General features: G+C 43.1%; 15 protein-coding genes and 1 tRNA gene. 4 read left to right on the top strand and 12 right to left on the bottom strand.

Going from position 1 to position 19,608, the window contains the following annotated elements; all coding sequences use genetic code 11:
* Positions 1-4: 4 nt before the first annotated feature.
* The 7 genes from H8S65_RS08210 to H8S65_RS08180 form a co-directional block, all read right to left on the bottom strand.
* Positions 5-1,036 (bottom strand): nucleoside hydrolase, encoded by a 1,032-nt coding sequence (locus tag H8S65_RS08210; RefSeq protein WP_186929502.1) that lies wholly within the window; start codon positions 1,034-1,036, stop codon positions 5-7.
* The gene (locus tag H8S65_RS08205) at positions 1,026-2,747 is read right to left on the bottom strand and encodes a RagB/SusD family nutrient uptake outer membrane protein (protein ID WP_186929501.1); all 1,722 of its coding nucleotides are present in this window, start codon (positions 2,745-2,747) and stop codon (positions 1,026-1,028) included. The genes H8S65_RS08210 and H8S65_RS08205 overlap by 11 nt, the downstream gene beginning before the upstream one ends.
* A 14-nt stretch (positions 2,748-2,761) precedes the next feature.
* A complete protein-coding gene (locus H8S65_RS08200) occupies positions 2,762-6,046 on the bottom strand; it encodes a TonB-dependent receptor (RefSeq protein WP_186929500.1) in 3,285 nt (1,094 codons plus the stop codon).
* Between the two features lie 153 nt (positions 6,047-6,199).
* Entirely contained in the window at positions 6,200-7,180 is a 981-nt protein-coding gene (locus H8S65_RS08195; RefSeq protein ID WP_186929499.1) for a FecR family protein, read from the bottom strand.
* 68 nt (positions 7,181-7,248) lie between these two features.
* Entirely contained in the window at positions 7,249-7,821 is a 573-nt protein-coding gene (locus H8S65_RS08190; RefSeq protein WP_186929498.1) for an RNA polymerase sigma-70 factor, read from the bottom strand.
* Positions 7,822-7,887: 66 nt separating this feature from the next.
* Positions 7,888-10,173, bottom strand: coding sequence for a glycosyl hydrolase (locus H8S65_RS08185; RefSeq protein WP_186929497.1), 2,286 nt, complete (start codon positions 10,171-10,173; stop codon positions 7,888-7,890).
* A gap of 18 nt (positions 10,174-10,191) precedes the next feature.
* On the bottom strand, positions 10,192-11,388 hold the full coding sequence (locus H8S65_RS08180; RefSeq protein WP_186929496.1) for a DUF4272 domain-containing protein: 1,197 nt from the start codon (positions 11,386-11,388) through the stop codon (positions 10,192-10,194).
* 153 nt (positions 11,389-11,541) lie between these two features.
* Between H8S65_RS08180 and H8S65_RS08175 the strand changes: the two genes are divergently transcribed.
* Positions 11,542-12,369, top strand: coding sequence for a hypothetical protein (locus tag H8S65_RS08175; RefSeq protein WP_186929495.1), 828 nt, complete (start codon positions 11,542-11,544; stop codon positions 12,367-12,369).
* Positions 12,370-12,469: 100 nt separating this feature from the next.
* Positions 12,470-13,645 (top strand): multidrug effflux MFS transporter, encoded by a 1,176-nt coding sequence (locus tag H8S65_RS08170; protein WP_186929494.1) that lies wholly within the window; start codon positions 12,470-12,472, stop codon positions 13,643-13,645.
* Here H8S65_RS08170 and H8S65_RS08165 read toward each other — a convergent pair.
* The 5 genes from H8S65_RS08165 to H8S65_RS08145 all read right to left on the bottom strand — a co-directional run bounded on the left by H8S65_RS08165 (position 13,642) and on the right by H8S65_RS08145 (position 17,972).
* The gene (locus H8S65_RS08165; RefSeq protein WP_222616257.1) at positions 13,642-13,974 is read right to left on the bottom strand and encodes a type II toxin-antitoxin system PemK/MazF family toxin; all 333 of its coding nucleotides are present in this window, start codon (positions 13,972-13,974) and stop codon (positions 13,642-13,644) included. The genes H8S65_RS08170 and H8S65_RS08165 overlap by 4 nt on opposite strands.
* 52 nt (positions 13,975-14,026) lie before the next feature.
* Complete coding sequence (locus tag H8S65_RS08160; protein WP_186929492.1) at positions 14,027-14,275, bottom strand: AbrB/MazE/SpoVT family DNA-binding domain-containing protein; 249 nt, start codon at positions 14,273-14,275, stop codon at positions 14,027-14,029.
* Positions 14,276-14,630: 355 nt separating this feature from the next.
* Positions 14,631-14,704: transfer RNA gene (locus H8S65_RS08155), tRNA-Ile, on the bottom strand.
* Between the two features lie 77 nt (positions 14,705-14,781).
* Positions 14,782-15,907 (bottom strand): peptide chain release factor 2 gene (gene prfB, locus H8S65_RS08150; protein WP_186929491.1). Its coding sequence is split into 2 segments (ribosomal slippage): positions 14,782-15,843 and positions 15,845-15,907, totalling 1,125 coding nucleotides; the frame shifts between segments, so codons are not numbered across the junction.
* 244 nt (positions 15,908-16,151) lie between these two features.
* Positions 16,152-17,972: an AMP-dependent synthetase/ligase gene (locus H8S65_RS08145; RefSeq protein WP_186929490.1), complete on the bottom strand. Its 1,821-nt coding sequence runs from the start codon at positions 17,970-17,972 to the stop codon at positions 16,152-16,154.
* Between the two features lie 186 nt (positions 17,973-18,158).
* Between H8S65_RS08145 and H8S65_RS08140 the strand changes: the two genes are divergently transcribed.
* Positions 18,159-18,485, top strand: coding sequence for a PadR family transcriptional regulator (locus H8S65_RS08140; RefSeq protein ID WP_005635619.1), 327 nt, complete (start codon positions 18,159-18,161; stop codon positions 18,483-18,485).
* 12 nt (positions 18,486-18,497) lie between these two features.
* Positions 18,498-19,589 (top strand): PspC domain-containing protein, encoded by a 1,092-nt coding sequence (locus H8S65_RS08135; RefSeq protein ID WP_186929489.1) that lies wholly within the window; start codon positions 18,498-18,500, stop codon positions 19,587-19,589.
* Positions 19,590-19,608: the final 19 nt, after the last annotated feature.

Genomic DNA, 19,608 nt, shown 5'->3' with positions numbered 1-19,608 from the left:
TTATTCAATGTTTATCAGGTGGTATTACCATTAAATCTTCCAGAATCCGTCCCAATCGTCCACGATCCATCTTTTGTTTGATATATCGTTGATTTCCTTCCGAATGATCCTTCCACACAAAACTACAATTATTTTTAATATCTATATATCCACATTCGCTTAAATTCCAATAATTTAATATGCCCCTTACCGCCAGTAAAACTGCAGTCGGGTCAGCCGTATGATGATTCCAATGTTCGGCCTTCGCTCTTTCCCTGTGCAGTTGATAAGCACGCCGAACCGGATTATCAATAGACGTATTTTTTAAACGATCTCCCACAAATATCGTATGTCCTATTTCTCTACCTGCAAAAACTATTTTTCCAGGCCAATGAGCAATTGCATACACTGCGGATTCAGGATCACGTGTAAAGTTCACATTATCAGACGCATCATCAACGGGAAAATTACCTCCCATACAAATCCAAACTTTCACTTTCTTCCGTATCAGTTCCATCCCGTTTAGCGCAGAATAACAATCAGGAGCACTTTTTAAAAGAGACGCCAGATTAGACATGTAACCGACTGTCAAAATAACCACTGATGAATCTTCCTGTTCACTTAAAATCCTCCGGTATAAAGCCACGGCATCAAGAGCTTCTGAATTAGAATCCAACCGATGTGGAAATTCAGCCGCAACCGAATCCAAAAAGGATGAATTATCCCGATAAACCCCGTAACCTTTTTTCGGGACCCCGATCGGAATATCCGGCCTATTATAATATGTATTTATAACATCTACCACCGGTGCAGACATAGGGTAAGAAGAAGTTACCATCGTAGCCAATATTTCAGCCTCTCCGGCGTCGGCCAATTTATGCAGGATTCCCAAAGCAGCCGCATCATCACAGTCGGTCAACATATCTGTATCAAAAATGATTTTTACACAAGCATTCTTTCTTTCCAATGCGAAAACAGAATACATATTCAACACTAAAAAGAGAAGTATCCAGGCATAAACGCCTGGGTACTTCATTTTTCTATTATCAATTACCATAACCTTCATTCTGTGGAAAATCTTCCGGATTTGAAATACGGGCCAACTGATCTCTCGGAATCGGGCGAAGAACATGATATTCCAGAAATTTACCGGCTACGATCTCATTCATGTTCGGATTATTCATACGCTCATACAATTTACCTGTCCGTTTCAAGTCATACCAACGGCAAAATTCACCTGCCATCTCACGCGCTCTTTCATCCAAAATGAAATCAATATTGATCTGGTCTGCTGTTATCTCCATCTCTTTTTCCTTACCCGGTATAGCCGCACGCTTACGAATTACATTAATATATTCAGCTGCTTTTTCATTATCTCCCAACAAATGGCACGCCTCTGCAGCCAGCAAATAGGTTTCTCCTAAACGGAAGACCACAATATCGCGGACTCCTTTCATCTCATTTGCACTCGGACGTAATGGATCTTGCAGCTTTATCAAAGTCGTATACATCGTTCCACTCTGGAATTTCGTATTGGAAGGCCACTCGCCATTCGGATTTGTCTCCGACTGAACCTTATCCTGCAGTTCCTCTCTCATCTCATCCGGCATCCACACCCAAACCGGCCATACAGCCTTCACTTGTTCTTTCGTCCAAGGATGTTTCGGAATAATCATGACAGAATCTCCTTTTCTCCATACAATCTCTTCCGATTTCTTCGAATAAGGACTGAAAACCATATCGGTTGCCTCTTCTTTATTTACACGCCAGAAAGTACGGTAACAATCTTCCCAACGGGCATCTTTTGTCTCATCATATAATTCCTGCAAATAATAAGTAGGACGAATACGGCTCCAAGGACGTCCATAAGTCAAATCACGCTCCAATACTTTCGGATAGTGATCCGAATAGGAAGCTGTAAACATAACATGAAGTTGCTGTCCTTCCCCGTTTAACTCCGTATTTGTAGTAAAAAGAACAGGAAGTAGGACTTCCGGATTACGCATATTGTCAGTATTCCACAACTCTTCATGAGAACTCATCAAAGAATGAGAAGAAGCAATAACCTCCTCAGCTAACCGTTTCGCTTCTTTAATATCCTCATCATTACGTTTAACGGTCAGATAGACACGTGCTAAATTATGTTTTACCGCTTCTTTGGTAATACGGCCATAGACATTCTGATCATCCGGAAGATTTTCCAGGCAATATTTCATTTCGTCTATAATAAAATTCCAGATTTCAGCTTCGGGTGTCTTATAAGCTTCCGTAACTAATGTCTCGGTAGGTTCTGTTTTCAATTCGACATCTCCATATTGCTGTACTAAATGGTAATAATGATGTGCACGGATAAATTTAGCTTCACTGATATATTGTAACTTCTTTTCTTCACTTAAATCCGGAATATCGTTATTTGTCAATGCTTTAAGAACAGCATTTGCTTGATTAATCGTTACATAGCAATTAGTCCAAAGTTTTGTTACATTACTGGATGTAGCATCAATAGTCCAATTCTGAAATTCTATATCCATTGATTTGGCACTTTTCCATATATCAGTCGGAGCCTCGCACATATATAAAATATATCCGGACCCATACAAATCCCGCATACGGGAATACAAACCATTTACTCCCTGTTCCGCCTCTTTGGCAGTCGTATAAAAATTACCAGCCGTAATTTTGTTATAAGGCGTCTCATCCAGAAAAGAGGAACAAGACTGTAGCAAACATGCAACAAATAAAAGACTATAAATATATAATGTTTTCATACTATCGTTCTATTTTAAAATGAAACATTCAGCCCAAAAACAAAAGAAGTCAAAGGCCTATGGCTATCATAAGCATAACAGTTCTCAGGATCAAGCCCTTCAAAATTGTTAAAAGTCCAAACAAATGGATTATCAACAGCTAAATAAACTCTCAAACGATTTGCTTTAATTTTTTCAATCATTTGTGCAGGGAAAGTATATCCCAGATTGATATTCTTCAAACGCAGGAAGGACAAATTACGATAAGCATAATCGCTCTGTTCCAGAAGCGGTTGAGTATTGGATCCTACCGGCTTAGGGAATGTATTCGACGGATTATCCGGTGTCCAGAAATCAACATCAAGGTGGTTCATACGTGAAGAACCTGCCTCATAGGTCAACAATCCTATTTTTTGTCCATAACCGATACGACTATATAAATACAAGTTCAAATCTAAATTCTTATACTTAAGTGTCGTATTCAGACCTCCGGTAAACTTCGGAATTTTATTATAAATAAACTGATCTTCCTGATCGTACTTCCCATTTTGGTTGACATCTTTTACTTTTGGATTACCGGGCACATATCCATATTTTTTAGCTTCTTCAGCCTCTTCCGTTTGCCAAACTCCGTCATATTTGTACAGAAGTTCGACTTGAAGAGGTTCACCTACAAACCATTTATTACCTCTATCTTGTGTCAAACCATCATATAATTCCACAATCTCATTTTTATTATAAGCAAAAGTCAAGCCGACTGTCCATTCCCAATTTTTATTCACAAAAGGAACCGTATTCAAGGCAACTTCCACACCGGTATTTCTTGTTTTTCCAATATTTTGCCAAGTTTCATTATATCCGGTAGTAATCGGTAACAAGCGTTTCATCAACAGATCATGAGTATCACGACGATATAAATCCACAGTACCCTCGATACGGTTCCGGAAGAAACCAAAATCAAAACCTATATTATACTCTTCTGTACGTTCCCAGCCTAAACTTGGATTAGACAGTTCTTTAGGCAAATAACCCATTGCAGATTCTTCTCCGACTCCCATGACATACGGATATTTAGAAAATGCACCTAAAGTAGAATAACTATTTATTGCTGTATTGCCTGTATTACCCCAACTCAATCTCATTTTCAGATTAGAAATTACATCAACATTCTGCATAAAAGGTTCGGAATTAATACGCCATGCCAAAGCTACTGAAGGGAAAAAATCCCATTTATTGCCCTTAGCCAAACGGGATGACCCATCATAGCGTCCAGTCAAAGTAAGCAAATACTTATCCTTCAACGTATAGTTGATACGTCCCATAAATGAAAGCAATGACCACTTGTTGTAAGATGATTTACGTTCGAAAATATCCGGTGCTTCATTCACATTGTACCACTTACCATAATAAGGGACATCAGAACCTGTCAATTGCAGATAATCCGTAGTATATGTTTGCATATCGTGTACCGCCGATACACTCAGATTATGAATACCGATCTGTTTGTCATACTTCAATATATTCGTAAAAGTCAAAGATTTTTCTGTTGTCTTTTTGTATGATAATGAATTATATGACATCAAGTTCATATACGGACTGTTGTAATTACCATCTTCTATAAACTGGAAGTCCGGAGTCAAGCTTGTACGGAAACTCAATCCGTCGATGATATCCAACTCTGCAGAGAAATTAAAGAAAGCGCGATCCCTAAATGATTGATTTTCCAAATATTCATCACTCACGTAATACTTCGGATTTATCTGCATGAAACTTTCACAATAAGGGCTCGGATAGTATTGTAGTGCACCTTCATCATCGTATATCCGAGTGACAGGGTTCAAGGTCGTACCATTTAAGAATACGCTATTATTCCCATTATCGGTCTTACGGTGGGAATACATAGCTGAATATCCTAATTTCAACCGATCAAAAAGCCTGACATCCCCATTCAAGCGCATACTGAAACGTTCGCTTGACATGTTGTCGATTATACTCTGGTTTTTATTATATCCTAATACGATCAAATTCGACATATTGTCTTTACCAACATTCACCGTAACATTATTATCTGTTTGAAAACCGGTTCCGGAAAACATTTCTTCTTGCCAATCTACAAAGTTCCGACTTTCAAGAATATCCGTAACACCCACAAACAATTCTGCATCGGTTTTTCCCGGATTGGCAGCTCTCAAATAATTTGCCCATTTATCACCGGACATCATATTGTAATCTTTAAACGATTTGGATATACCGACAAATCCATCATAGGATACAGACACCTTTCCGTCCATTTTTCCCCTTTTTGTCGTAATGATGATAACCCCGTTAGAGCCTCTTGAACCATAAATAGCTGTTGAAGAAGCATCCTTCAACACGTCTATCGCTTCGATTTCCGCCGGATTTATATCAGATATCTTCCCTCCAAAGGGAGCCCCATCCAGAACGATCAACGGATCGTTACCTGCATTCAAGGAATTATAACCACGGATAATGGGCGTAGATGTATCACCCGGTTTATTACCGACTGTGATATCCAGACCTGCGACCTTCCCCTGCAATCCTTGTACCGGATCACGAAGAACAGCTTGGTTCTCAAGGACAGTAGAACGAACTTGAGAAACGGAACCTGTCAAATCGCTCTTTCTAACAGAACCATAGCCAATAACCACTACTTCATCGATCAATTGGTTATCTTCTTTTAATTTCACATTGATAACAGAGCGACTACCCACTATAATATTCTGAGATACATAGCCGATAAAAGAAAAGACCAATACCGACTTTGTTGTCGGCACACTGATTGTATATTTTCCATCTATATCGGTAATTGCCCCGACAGTCGAACCTTTCAAACTTACACTCGCACCTGATATCGGTTCACCATTCTCATCTGTAACCAATCCCACGATCTGTATAGAAGCATCAGATCTTGCCAATAAGTTACTTACATCTTCTTTCTTTGAAGTTATGACAATATAGCGATCGATCAATTTATAACCGATATCTGTTCCCTCAAAAAGCTGGTCCAGGACTGCAGTAATACTCTTCTCTCCTGTTTTCACATTTTGTTTCTTCACTGCATTCAAAACCGTGTTATTAAAGAAAAAGCGGTAATCCGACTGTTTCTCTATTTCTCTGAAAACGTCCGTCAAGGACACATTCTCTAAATTCAGGTTAACAGTTGCATTTTGAGAATACGTGTTATTGGCCTGCAAGCAGAATGTAACAAGGAATAAAAAGATTGTTATCAGCTTCATTTTTAGCCATATTTTTTGTGGTATCAAAAGTTTGACACCTTTGATTAAATATTCTTTTTTCATATCTTTGTTGTACGATTAGATATTAGACAATAATTTTGTTGTTTGATATTAGAGCCGGGATAAGGTGGCACTTATCCCGGTTTTTTATCTGTTTCTCTCTTTCTTCTATACCATAGGCAATTCCTCCATATCAGATTTAATGTTAACGACTCATTATTTAATGTACACAGTATCCTTTTCTATCCGGTATTTCACAGGAGTACTTGTACTGATCACTCTCATAATGGTTTCCAGCGATTCATATTTACGAAATGAACCTCCGAAAGATTCTTTCTTGATCTTCTGATTCTCAAATTTAAATTTTACATTGAAATTACGTTCCAACCGACGAGTCAAATCTTCGAAAGTCATTTTATCAAAAAACATCTCTCCATAGCGCCAGGCTGTATATGAACTGGAAATAAGCTTTCTATGACTAATTTTCGCTTGTGTTTTATCATAAACCAAAACTTCCCCTGGACGAAGTTTCTCCATATAAGAACCTTTTTCGGCAGTTACAGATCCTTCTATCAATGCAAGACTTATTTCATCTTCTTCATCAAAAGCATATACATTAAAAGAAGTTCCAGTAACGCGGAAAGTAAAAGGTTCTGCATGAACGAGGAATGGTTTGGACTGATCCTTCTCTACGTCAAAAAAAGCTTCTCCCCTCATTCGAATTGTACGATTCTCTTTCCCGAAAGATTCATCATAACTAATCGAGCTACAGGCATTCACCCAAACAATCGAACCATCCGGCAAACTCACCTTTGAACGTTCACCGACCCCGGTTTCTACTTTGGTCACTTTCGAATAAGTTTCCTTGTCACCAATAAAATAAGAAATCAATTGCATACAAATAAGACCGAAAGCAAAAACAGCGGCATAACGAAGTAATATATGACCTATTCTCAACCAACTATTTGTATTATACACAGGAAAAACTTTATCGAGAAATTTATGCCATTGCCGATCAACTTGGCTGTCACGTATATCAGACTCTATCCGTCCCAGATCATAAACATCCTTGATTGAACGGAAATAGAATCGGTTTTCTTCACTCAACTCAAGCCAAGCCAATAACTCTTTTTGCTGGTCATTGGTAGCCTCTCCTTTCAGATAAGAAACAATTAATATATCGGTTGATTCTTCCATAACTCATGCTCTTTGTAAGAATGACGCACAAGTCAGGATTACTACTTAGAAAAAAGTATACTTTTTTTTTATTTTGCAAAAAAATGGGGGAACAGCAGCATCAGTATCGGCAAATAATCTTTCAATTTTATCTTTAATATTTTCAAAGCATTATATATCTGAGCATCTACAGTACGGACACTAATACCCAGAGTATCGGCTATTTCCTGGTTTTTCATATTCTGATAGCGGCTCATCATGAAAATCAAGCGACATTTTTCAGGGAGCTTGGAAACGCTCTCCTTGAGTAAAGTATTGACCTCTTTCACATAAAGTTCAGTCAGGGGATAAGGCAATTCAGGGTGTATTTCAAGTTCTTTAATCCTCATCTTTACAGAACTTGCATATTCCGTATGAATGCGTTCTGAACGAAAATAAGACAAACAACGATTATGTACAGCCTTAAATAAATAAAACTCATAAGAAATTTGTACACTCTCATAATTTTCCCACAAATTGATGAAACACTCCTGCACAATATCCCTTGCGAGCTCGTTATCTTCAACATATTTACAACAATAGGCATAAAGCCGGGGTTGTAGTTGATGGAATAACTGCTCGAAATCTTTTAAGTCTTTTTTATCTACAGAAGCTCTCGACATCCTTTACATTTCTGTTTATTATAATCTAATCAAACACAAATATAAGGATTTATTCTACTTTTCTATTTATTCCTTCATCTTTCCCACAATAAACACCCCCGACACTTGCGGCATCGAGAGTTTGATGTTTGTCACATAACCGCCATCCGGTTGTTTGGCGAATTCGAAATTTCGAATGGGCTCGATTTTGCCGGTGTGCGGGTTCCAGGATTCAAGATTGTCGAATTTGCCACGCAGAGAGACGGTCGTGTGAACCGTATTTCCGGTCGTATTGGTGATGTAATAAAAATCGCGGCCTTTCTTCTGTTTATGAATATAATTCAGGAAACCGATCTGAGCAGGCGGTATAGTCGATTCATCGAAAGCAATATCTGCACGAAGCTCCCAGCGCGTAAACAAATCTGCAAGGGTTTCGGGAGTCGGATTATGCAGAAATGCCAAGCGACCTTTGTTTGCATTGGAATTGAACTTGTCCGAATAGCTTTCCTGAGACGGGTCGATACCGAACATTTCGGTAACCAGACGAACAACTTCCTCATCTCTCCCAAATTCAGCGGCACGCTTCGGAAGGGAAGAGGTGGCAACCACTTTTCCCCCATTATCATAGTATTGCTTGATCGCTTTCATCGTTTCGGCCGAAATCACATCGCCGCCCGGCATTAAAAGAACTTTGTAATGCTGGATATTCGTTTCATTATTCAAGACCAGTTCACTGCCGGTAGCCGTAATCTTGCCGTTGCACAAATCTTCCGGATGGACAAAGGTGAAATCACGACGAAGTTTATTGGTCAACAGGTCGCTCAGTACATGATGATTGACGTGCTCCGGCAACCAGTTTGCCACCGGAAGGCCGGAATTGGCATCCCGGTTTATATACGTTTCAGCCTGAATTGCAGTGATCGGCCATAGCAAAGCGATGTCCGAAACCCGGCGGCCCCCTTGGAGGATGAGGCAGGAACGGCCCACACAGGCACTATAATTCGGCAACGCATCCCGCAGCAACGGATTTTCAGGAGCAATCAACGGCGGGATGCGAATCTTGTCCGCATCCGTCGTATACCACATTCCATGAGGCACGACAAAACTGACACCCCGCACCATCGCTTCAAGAGCCACACGGTATAAAGTCAGCGAATCCATATCCGCAGGAAAAGCGCCGCACAACTCGGCTCCCACAACCGGCTTATCTCCCCGGTCGGCAGCCGAACTGATTTGTTTAAAGCCATTCAGGCCACGGCCATAGAAAAAGATAGCATCCAACAACGGTATCTGCACATGCCGGTAATACTTCAAGATATCCCCGTTCGCCACCACCGAGTTAGGGCTGTAGTTTTCAGGCGGATGCCCCATGCTGCTCAAGCGCCGTTTGCCCGACCATTCCGATACTTGTTTCACATACCCTTCAGCCATCAGTTCGGAGCGGATATCGAAGAAAGCGACACGCGCCGCACCCGTCTCCGGTCCGATGTCGTAGAACAAAGCCGGATAATACAACGCCGGGTTCTTTCCGTATTTCTCCTTAAAAATGCCGGTAATGGCAGGCGTCCATGCATTCTCCTGATGGACAAAGCCCACATCGTCAAAGAAAGTCTTCGTAATCACATTGCCGAAATAGCGATTGAAACGCTTATCATATTCGCCATAGGTCATTTCCAATAATTGGGAGACTGCTTCGGGCTGCATATAATCCACCAGGTTCCCGTGATAAGAATCCATGCTGACGCCACAGTTGAAAAACATCACGCGCCATTCTCCGGCAGGAGCTTTCCACGTCAAGGTGTTACCATTCATATAAGGCCCCAGGTCCAGCACCTCGCGCGTCTGCTCATTCAAAGCGGAAACGGCAGCCAGGACAGATGCCGTATCTTTACGTTGACGGCTGACCGGTTGGTTTCCTTTCACCGTAAATTCTTCTTTCGACAGGTATTTACGGACGTACTGCGGGTATTCCTTGCGTAACCGTCCGCCAGCCGAACCGCTTGGGAAATCAATATCGTCGTAGAGGATAACCTGCGTGCCCTGTTTTTCGGAAATATCAAGAATATCGGCATAGCGTTCGAAATATTCGTCACTCAAATAAGCGGGTTCGGTTCCCGGACAAGGTTTACCTGTCCCCCATTGCGTACCGGGGCTGACAGGCAAAACCGTCACCCCTCCGAAGCCGGAAAGGCTTTTCGCTTCTCCCACTTCTTTCTCGATGCCCGCACGGGTCATGTGCCCGTTGATATGCCAGAACGGCATCGGGCGATATTCTTCCGGTGGATTCTCAAAGTCTGTCCTCAATTCATCCTGCTTGGAGGAACAGGATGCAAATCCAAGAACAAGTATTACAGCAGTCCATAGTTTATTCATATCGTGATAGATTTAATATCATGTATTCGGTTGGATATCATCCCAATCTGCACCGCCATTCGCCCCGATAATCCAGTTAAAGGCATAATGCCGTTCCATAACAACGCCCCCATTTAGTGAAGCCGGAGCTTCTTTTCCATGAATTCGCGCTTCCACACAAGCCCAATCATACCGAAGTGTAATATCGGCAGCATCCAATATTTCGGACTGCGGACGGGGAAAACCTTTCGAAAGCAGTTCACCGATGCCTTTATGTTGCCAGAAAATGGCGGCGATGACAGGAACATCGACAATCTCGGACGGATAAGGCAAATCATCCACAACACCTGCCGCCCAAAGCAGGACACCAACACATTCGTAACGCCATCCGAACTGGATACATTCCTGTTCTTCCGGGTTCGGATTATCGATATACGCCTTTTCGCCGGGCGTCATAAAGGATTCTACCTCGTATAACTGTTCCATCTTATTAAAATAGAACAGAGCTTCTTCCCGTCCTGAACCTTCCGAGAGCATGACTTCCGAATAGAGAGCTACGGCAAACAATGCAGCAGCCCGTTGTACCATATCCTTCCGGCTTCTTAGACGAGCTTCGCTTTCCAATGCTTCACTACGCAAATATTCCATATAAGGGATATGCTTCTCTTCGAGCAGCGCGATCGAGCGCAAACGCCTTTCCACATCGGCCTGAGCTTCTTCCGGCCGGTTTCCATCCAGTAAATCGGCATTCCCTACCGGGATAAACTCGGTCAACTGGCTTTCACCTTTGACAGAGAAAAGGAGTTTTCCTTCACCGGTAAAGATCTGCATGCTCGGATAGAGCAGAAAGCCTGTCACGTCTCCGGCAATCTCGAACAAACGGTTCAGGATATAGTTCGTCCGGTCTTCATTGTCGTCCAGATCGAAAGTGATGCCCGTCACACAGTTGAACACGCGTATCTGGCGCAAGACATTTTCTTTCAGTTCAGCCAGCGGTGTCTCCACCTGAGAAAAATAATTGGCCATACCGGACGTATGCGAAGCAATAAAATCCGGCTTGCTCTGCCGATGCTTGATCGAGAAGATGACATGCGTTCCATCCGGCAAAGTCAGGTCGACCGTTTCATCCTCACAAACAAGTTCTTCAGTCATCTCCTTAAAACGTTCCTGAATTGCTTTCACGACACGGCCAGGATCTCCGATGAGCGTATACAAAGTAACATTCGCTTTTGCCATTTTCTTACTTTTTTATATCCGAGCCACCGGATGGTTATAGCATTCCACAAAAATAGCAAAATATAAACATCCTCAAAGAAAAATATACAAGATGATGCAACCCTTTTTCCTTCCCATTCATCATATTATTAGAAACAAACACCAGATATCAGTATGAACAAGTTACTTTCGACTATTTCATCCGCCATCCTGTTGATGGCCGGATTGTGTCTATCTTCCTGCAGTGATAATGACGGCATCGAGCTGACAGGCATAGACGGGCGGCCCAGTGCCCTTCTTTCAAACGGGCAGGTTACCGCTTCTTTCGTTTACTCCGGCAATCGGTTCGACCGGATTCAATATCCGGACGGACATGCAGCTCATTTCAATTATGAGGACGGAGAATTTTCCGGCATATCCTACACGCCTCCCAAAGATGTCGCCGACGGACATGCCTGGGTGCATTTTGACAAGACCGGAGACAAGACCTACGAAGTCAGCAGAGGCGGCGAACCGGCAGGAGACTTCGGTTACAGGGAAGAGATCGAACTCGACACGAACGGATTGCCGTTCAAAGTAACCTTCGCCGGTATTTACCAACAAACGGCAGACGGAGAAAAGCAGATAAAGGAAGGCGACCGGTATGCTCTCCTGACCTTCGATCCTGCCACCCGGCAACTGCTCAAGCAGGAAGTGTTCGACAACGAATCAAACTTGCTGGTAAAATATACCTACGAATATGATAACGCTTCCGGCAGTATCAGCCATCTGGAATTCCCCATGTGCTTTTTAGGCTGGTGGTACTATCAATATGTCAACTCGAATGACTTTGAGAATATCCAGTTCCTGAACCGCCGGAATAATATAACCAAGATAACATCCGAAAACAGAGAAGGAAATATCTCCACCGTAACCTATACCTATAAGTATAATGAAAACAATTTCCCTGTTTCCGTATTCTGTGACAAATGGGAAGGTGAAGAAGTGGGAATCCGGTATTGAAAAGCGACCGATAATAACCAAAGAAACGGATATTTTAGACAATCGTACTTGCCCGTTTGAACGTACCTTTGCATGTTTTATCAGACAAAAAAGAAAAAAGATGATTGACATACAAAGTAAAAATGGGAATTCCAAGCTTTTTCTCCTTACCCTGTTAGGGATGTTGACGGCATTCGGGCCGTTTGTCACGGACATGTACCTCCCCAGTCTGCCTTTGATGGGGGAATATTTCAGGACTACACCCTCGTTGGTACAATTGGGCTTAACAGCCAGTATGATCGGGCTGGCGGCTGGACAGATCTTTTTCGGCCCGCTAAGTGATAAGTACGGACGCCGCCCGCCATTGCTGGCAGCCATGTATCTTTTTATCATTTCTACGATAGGTTGCATCTTTGCCCCCACTATCGAGATGTTTGTAATGCTGCGCTTGCTACAAGGGGTTGCAGGCGCCGGCGGTATCGTAATCTCCCGTTCTGTCGCGACAGATATGTTCACAGGAAAGGAATTAGCAAAGACGCTTGCGATAATCGGGGCTATCAACGGAGTCGCTCCCGTAGCCGCCCCGATCATCGGAGGGGGCTTGACGGAAGGGATCGGCTGGAAAGGTATCTTCTGGGTGCTGCTGGCATTAGGAATCATCCTGTTACTGGGAAGCCGGCTATTCCGGGAATCGCTACCAAAAGAACAACGCAGGGCAACCAAGTGGCGCAACGTGTTTGCCAGTTTCGGTCGGGTATTACGAAACCGGCGTTATATGGCATACGTCCTTCAATTCGGATTTGCACAGGGCGTGTTGTTCACCTATATTGCCTCTTCTCCTTTCATTGTGCAGGAGCATTACGGGTTTTCCGCTTTCGGATTCAGTATCTGTTTCGCGGCCAATGCGGTTGCGATCGGGTTAGCCGCCGGCTTATCCGTTAAATTCCGCCAGCCGGAAAACAGTACGCTCGTCAGCAGTATAGGCATGCTTGTCCTTTCCGTTATCGTATGTATAACCATGAATCAGAATTGCAATTTCTGGATATACGAGGGATTGCTGATCGCCTTGCTTTTCATGATGGGCTTTTCTTTCACCTCGACTACCGCCCTGGCAATGGAATGCGAACGCGAGCATGCCGGCACGGCTTCGGCTTTATTAGGTACGATCGGCTTCGGGTTCGGTGGATTGGTGTCTCCTTTAGTCGGGCTGGGCAATACGATGGTTACGACGGGGATTGTCTTTATGGCATGCGCAGCTTGCTCTTTGGGTTGTACACTTTGGGTGAGAAGAATCTAATACTGATACATTTTACATAAAACATCAGCTATCTCCATAGCTTCAGCTTCGGATATTTTACCAATGAAAGACACACATCTTTGTTTATCAATCGTTTTAAGTTGATCTAAAGCAGCAAAGCTATCAGCTTTTAATCCTGATGCCAAAGCAGATGCTATCTTCACCCTTGAAGGTATATTCCTTTCCTTCGAGGTCAAGGGGACTACTTGAACGGTCAAAAGGTGCGCATTCATCTCATCAGGAGAAACAATTACGCACGGTCTTGTTTTCTTTATTTCGGTCCCAATCGTCGGATCAAGATTCACAGTATAAATTTCAGACCTGTTCATAGACATTTTTTTAATTAGATATAATTTATTGTAGTAACATACCCGCAAAAGATTACAAAAGCATATCAGCTTCAGAGTCGAGAACATCAGGCAGAAATTGTTTGTCTTCGCCTTCCTTTGCATATTGCGCAAACGCTTCATCCCAACCTTCTCGAACTGAGTCCTTCTTCTTAATTATCAGTTCACCTTTTTTTAGTTCAATTTCTATTTTGGAGCCATATTTCAAATCACACTCCTTTACCATAAGTCCAGGAATGATTAGTCCTAATGATGTACCCACTTTAATGATTTTACTTTCCATCTTTCAAACCTCCGTGTGTTAGTTTATTATTACATTTATCATATCACTTTTTACAGGGATATGGTATTACACCGCAAATATACGACTAACTCCGGGAAGAACATAATAATAACATTATAATATTATTATTTTATTATAATGTTCCTACATAAGAGCCTTGGCGTTTTCCCCCTTTTGATAAATCCGATAAGTCGCCATCTTCTTACCTACATTTATGCTAATTACCTACATCCACAACCAATAATTCGTTAAAACACTTATTCCGGAGAACAACATAAACAACTGAACATCTGCAAAATAAAAAAAGGAGACCGCCTGCTATAGGCAATCTCCTTTTGTAAACCATTATTAAAAGTGGTCCCACTTGGGCTTGAACCAAGGACTCCCTGATTATGAGTCAGGTGCTCTAACCAACTGAGCTATAGGACCTGTTCAGAGCGTGGCTCTGAAATCGGGTGCAATATTACGATTTATAATCGAGATATGCAAATGTTAATGTAGAAAACTTACTTTTCAGCAGATTCCTCTGCACCGAACTCCATCAGGTAAGCCTTGATGAAATCATCGATTTTACCATCCATCACACCGTTGACGTCGGATGTCTGATAGTTCGTCCGATGATCTTTCACACGGCGGTCGTCGAACACGTAGCTACGGATCTGGGAACCCCATTCGATCTTCTTCTTCCCGGCTTCCACCTTCGCCTGTTCTTCCATACGATGTTGCAATTCCTTATCGTACAAGATCGAGCGCAACTGTCGCATCGCGTTCTCGCGGTTCTTGGGTTGGTCGCGGGTTTCCGTATTCTCGATCAGGATTTCTTCTTCCTCGCCCGTGTAAGGATCTTTAAACTGATAGCGCAGACGTACGCCGGATTCCACCTTGTTCACATTCTGCCCACCGGCCCCTCCCGAACGGAACGTATCCCAGGAGATGGCAGCCTGATCGATCTTCACCTCGATCGTATCGTCGACCAGCGGGGTTACAAAGACAGAAGCAAATGAAGTCATTCGCTTGCCTTGTGCATTATAAGGAGAGACACGAACCAGACGATGCACGCCGTTTTCGCCCTTCAAATACCCGTAAGCATAGTCGCCCTCGATGTTGAGAGTCGCCGTCTTAATACCGGCCTCATCTCCTTCCTGGTAGTTGGCGACGGAAATCTTATATCCGTTCGACTCCGCCCAACGCGTATACATACGGAGCAACATGGAAGCCCAGTCCTGGCTTTCCGTACCGCCGGCACCGGAGTTGATCTTCAGCACACAACTCATCTGGTCGGCTTCCTGGCGCAACATATTGCGGAATTCCAGGCTTTCCACCAACTGGATGGCTTTGCCATAAGCCTCATCAACTTCTTCTTCGCTGACGATCCCTTCTTTTACATAATCATAAGCCAACTGCAATTCTTCCGCTGCAGCATGAACCTCGTTGTAAAGTTCGATCCACTTTTTCAGTTCTTTTACTTTCTTCATCTGGACTTCTGCCCGTTTGGCATCTTCCCAGAAACCGGGATCATGAGTGCGCAACTCTTCTTCTTCTAACTGGATGGTCTTACCATCTATGTCAAAGATACCCCCTCAGCGCTTGCTCGCGCTCCAACACATTGTGTAGTTGGTCTGATGTGATCATAAAAATTCTTGTTTTTAAATTTGTCCGGCAAAGATACTCAATTTTCCTGACTATCAAAATGTCACTACTACCCCATCTAAATCGGATTTCTACCGCATGTATTCGGAATCAGCCGCAATAGTAATATTTTTTAACGTTTCTATTTGCTCACAAGACTCCTCTTTTTTCTACCGAAATGACAAAAGCCCGACGGGGAGTTTATTTCCCGTCGGGCTTTTGTTATCGCCACGCTTCCCAAGGATGATCAGGAAGGAGTCGAAACTTCTTCATACATCTTTTCGATTGAATCCGCGTATTTCTTCAAAATAACAGAACGGCGGAGCTTGAGCGTATCCGTCAGTTCGCACCCCATCGCAAAAGGTTCAGGCAACAAGGTGAAACGCTTGATCTTCTCATAAGAAGCCAGGTTCTTCTGGTTTTCCTCTATATGTGTCTCGATCAGGCGAAGGATTTCCTTATTCCGGACAAGCTCTTCCCGGCTACCGGCAGATAGTCCCTTTTCTTCGGCATATTTTTCCAGTAACGGATAAGCGGGAACGATCAACGCACTGACAAACTTACGCTGGTCACCGATAACAGCAATCTGTTCGATATATTGGTCACCGCTCATAACCATTTCAATCGCTTGCGGAGCGATGTATTTGCCATTCGACGTTTTATACAAGTCTTTGATACGTTCGGTAAAGAACAACGTGTTCCCTTCCATACGCCCGGCATCTCCCGTGCGGAAGTAGCCGTCTTCTGTAAACGCCTTCTCATTCTCAGCCGGTTTATTATAGTAACCGGACATCACAGTCTTGCCTTTTACCAGGATCTCGCTATTCTCCGGATCGATCCGTACCTGTACATCCGGCATGACTTCCCCGATCGAACCGAACTGAAATCCGATTTCAGGATAGAAACAGACGGTCGCCGTCGTCTCGCTCAAACCGTAACCATACACAATAGGGATATTGACAGACTGCAAAAACTCATTGACCGTATCCGAAAGCGGCGCACCGGCCACCGGGAAAAAACGGCCGCGTTCGATCCCTAACACCCGTTTCAGCAAATTGAAAACGGTCTTATTATACATTCCGAACTTCAGCTTCAACCCGCAAGGAGCCGGGATGCCTTTATTCTTATATTCCAGGTTATACTTGCGTCCGGTTTCGATAGCATCCAAAAATATTTTCTTCATGGCGGGAGACGACGAGTTGATCTTTTCGTGCACACCGGAATATACCTTCTCCCAGAAACGAGGGACGTTGCACATCAATGTAGGATGTACCTCCGGCAATGTCTTCTGGATCATTTTAGGATCTTGATTGATCGCAATCACCACTCCCTTATGCAGGCAATAGTAAGACCACGCCTTTTCAAAAATATGAGTCAGCGGCAGGAAGCACATGGAAAGGTCCTTATCCGTTACCATCGGGAGACGGATGTCATGGATACGCATGGCTTCCAGATAACTGGAATGAGGGAGCATCACCCCTTTCGACTCGCCGGTCGTCCCGGAAGTATATATAATGGTAGCCAGGTCTTCCGGGACCGCTTCGTTCATGCGGATCTTTACCGTTGTCTCGGCATGCGCATTATCGCCCAGCCGCAGGAAATCGTCAAAATAAATCGAAGCCTTGTCTTCCGGGTTCAACTTGACAGCCGGATCAAACACAACCAGGCGCTTCAGGTATTGAGAATCTTTCTGCACCTTGAATGCATTATTATACTGCAACTGTTCGCCGACAAACAAAGTATGTATATGGGCATCATTGATTATATACTCGATCTGTCCCGGAGAATTTGTCGCGTACATCGGAATAGAAACCACACGGTTCGCGTATGCTCCGAAATCCGTATAAAAGCATTGTGGCATATTCTGCGAATAAACCCCGATATTCTCCTGTACTCCTATCCCGAATTCGGCCATTGCCTTAGCCGTAAGCATCACTTTTTCAGAGAATTCCTTCCAAGATATTTTTAACCATTTCCCGGTTGCATTATCACGATGTTTCAATGCAGTACGGGAACCATATTTTTCTGCCTGTCGATGAACCAATTCGGCATAATGGTAGTAAATCATAATTCTTTGTTTTGAATTGATGGTGCAAAAGTACAGTTTTCTATTCTATTTGTCATGAGATTAGCCTATTTTTTACACAAAAACGTCCGATTTGTGCAATATTAATGTTAATTTAGGATAAACATAGTAGTATGTATTGCATAGTACATAGGCAATACATATATTTGTAGCGTAAAACAAAATAAAATGAATGCAGAGAACGTAAAATCACAAATGAGAAAGGGGACATTGGAATATTGTATCCTATTGCTCCTCAAAAAAGAGCCGGCGTATACCTCTGACATTATCCAGAAGTTACAGGAAGCTAAATTGATCGTAGTGGAAGGGACCCTATATCCTCTGTTGACAAGATTAAAGAACAGCGAACTGTTAAGTTACCAGTGGATAGAATCTACTCAAGGACCGCCTCGCAAGTATTACCAGCTCACCCCGAAGGGAGAAGAATTCCTTGGGGAACTGGAAACATCCTGGCAGGAACTGAACGATACAATAAACCACATCAGAAACAATTAAAATCAGAAAACAATGAAGAAGACACTGACAGTTAATTTGGGAGGAACGGTTTTCCACATTGACGAAGATGCATATCAACTGCTCGATAAATATCTGGCAAACCTCCGCATCCACTTCCGCAAAGAAGAGGGTTCGGAAGAAATTATGAACGATTTTGAAATGCGTATCTCCGAACTGTTCAACGAACGGGTTCGGCTGGGCCATGAAGTGATCACGATCGAGCATGTCGAAGAAGTGATCAAGCGCATGGGCAAGCCGGAAGAATTGTTCGAAGGTGAAGAAGAAAAAGAATATAAGGAAGAAGCCAAAACGCACGCCTTCCAGGAAGAAGAAATCCCCAGAGGTCCGAAAAAGCTGATGCGCGATCCGGATAACCGGGTATTGGGAGGTGTAGCCGGCGGTATCGCCGCTTATATGGGATGGGATGTGACGGCCGTACGCCTTGCCATGATTATCCTGCTTTTCATTCCTTATGCACCGATCATCATCCTGTACCTTATATTATGGCTGGTAATGCCATTGGCACGGACCGCAGCCGACAAGCTGATGATGCGCGGACAAAGTGTCACCCTCGAAAACATAGGCAAAACGGTTACGGACGGTTTCGAGAAGGTTAGCAATAATGTAAATGATTATATGAGTTCCGACAAGCCGAGAAGCTTTCTGCAAAAATTAGCAGACTTGTTTGTCGGCGTGGTAGGTTTCATCCTCAAATTCCTGGCCATACTGATCGGGATCATTCTGCTGCCGCCATTATTGCTTGTTGCCTTTATATTGGTTGTCGTCACCTTTGCCCTTATTGCCGGAGGTACAGGCTTCCTATATCAATTGTCGCCATTCGGAGCCGATCTGATAGCGGGAGCGCCTATTCCATTGGCCATCATGGGATGTATCGGTTTCATCCTGCTGATCGGCATCCCTATCTTTGCCCTGGTATATGCAATCTGCATGCAGTTGTTCAAAGCAAAGCCATTGCCCAACACGGCAAAATGGACGCTGCTGATCTTATGGTTAGTATCCGTGGTACTATGCATCATCTACTTCTATCAGACCGGAATAAACGGATGGAGCACATTGCCCTGGTATAATTTTTTCAATATATAATCCATTAAACAGTACGATT

Origin of the sequence: Parabacteroides hominis (assembly GCF_014287585.1) — a bacterium.
Lineage (GTDB): Bacteria > Bacteroidota > Bacteroidia > Bacteroidales > Tannerellaceae > Parabacteroides > Parabacteroides hominis.
This window is presented reverse-complemented; position numbering and strand designations above follow the sequence as displayed.

Coding starts and splice junctions, on each gene's coding strand:
- H8S65_RS08190 (WP_186929498.1), bottom strand. CDS start 7,821: ATGTCGAGAGCTTCTGTAGATAAAAAAGACTTAAAAGATTTCGAGCAG.
- H8S65_RS08165 (WP_222616257.1), bottom strand. CDS start 13,974: ATGAACAGGTCTGAAATTTATACTGTGAATCTTGATCCGACGATTGGG.
- H8S65_RS08185 (WP_186929497.1), bottom strand. CDS start 10,173: ATGAATAAACTATGGACTGCTGTAATACTTGTTCTTGGATTTGCATCC.
- H8S65_RS08135 (WP_186929489.1), top strand. CDS start 18,498: ATGAAGAAGACACTGACAGTTAATTTGGGAGGAACGGTTTTCCACATT.
- H8S65_RS08195 (WP_186929499.1), bottom strand. CDS start 7,180: ATGGAAGAATCAACCGATATATTAATTGTTTCTTATCTGAAAGGAGAG.
- H8S65_RS08205 (WP_186929501.1), bottom strand. CDS start 2,747: ATGAAAACATTATATATTTATAGTCTTTTATTTGTTGCATGTTTGCTA.
- H8S65_RS08175 (WP_186929495.1), top strand. CDS start 11,542: ATGAACAAGTTACTTTCGACTATTTCATCCGCCATCCTGTTGATGGCC.
- H8S65_RS08140 (WP_005635619.1), top strand. CDS start 18,159: ATGAATGCAGAGAACGTAAAATCACAAATGAGAAAGGGGACATTGGAA.
- H8S65_RS08160 (WP_186929492.1), bottom strand. CDS start 14,275: ATGGAAAGTAAAATCATTAAAGTGGGTACATCATTAGGACTAATCATT.
- H8S65_RS08200 (WP_186929500.1), bottom strand. CDS start 6,046: ATGAAAAAAGAATATTTAATCAAAGGTGTCAAACTTTTGATACCACAA.
- H8S65_RS08210 (WP_186929502.1), bottom strand. CDS start 1,036: ATGGTAATTGATAATAGAAAAATGAAGTACCCAGGCGTTTATGCCTGG.
- H8S65_RS08180 (WP_186929496.1), bottom strand. CDS start 11,388: ATGGCAAAAGCGAATGTTACTTTGTATACGCTCATCGGAGATCCTGGC.
- H8S65_RS08145 (WP_186929490.1), bottom strand. CDS start 17,972: ATGATTTACTACCATTATGCCGAATTGGTTCATCGACAGGCAGAAAAA.
- H8S65_RS08170 (WP_186929494.1), top strand. CDS start 12,470: ATGATTGACATACAAAGTAAAAATGGGAATTCCAAGCTTTTTCTCCTT.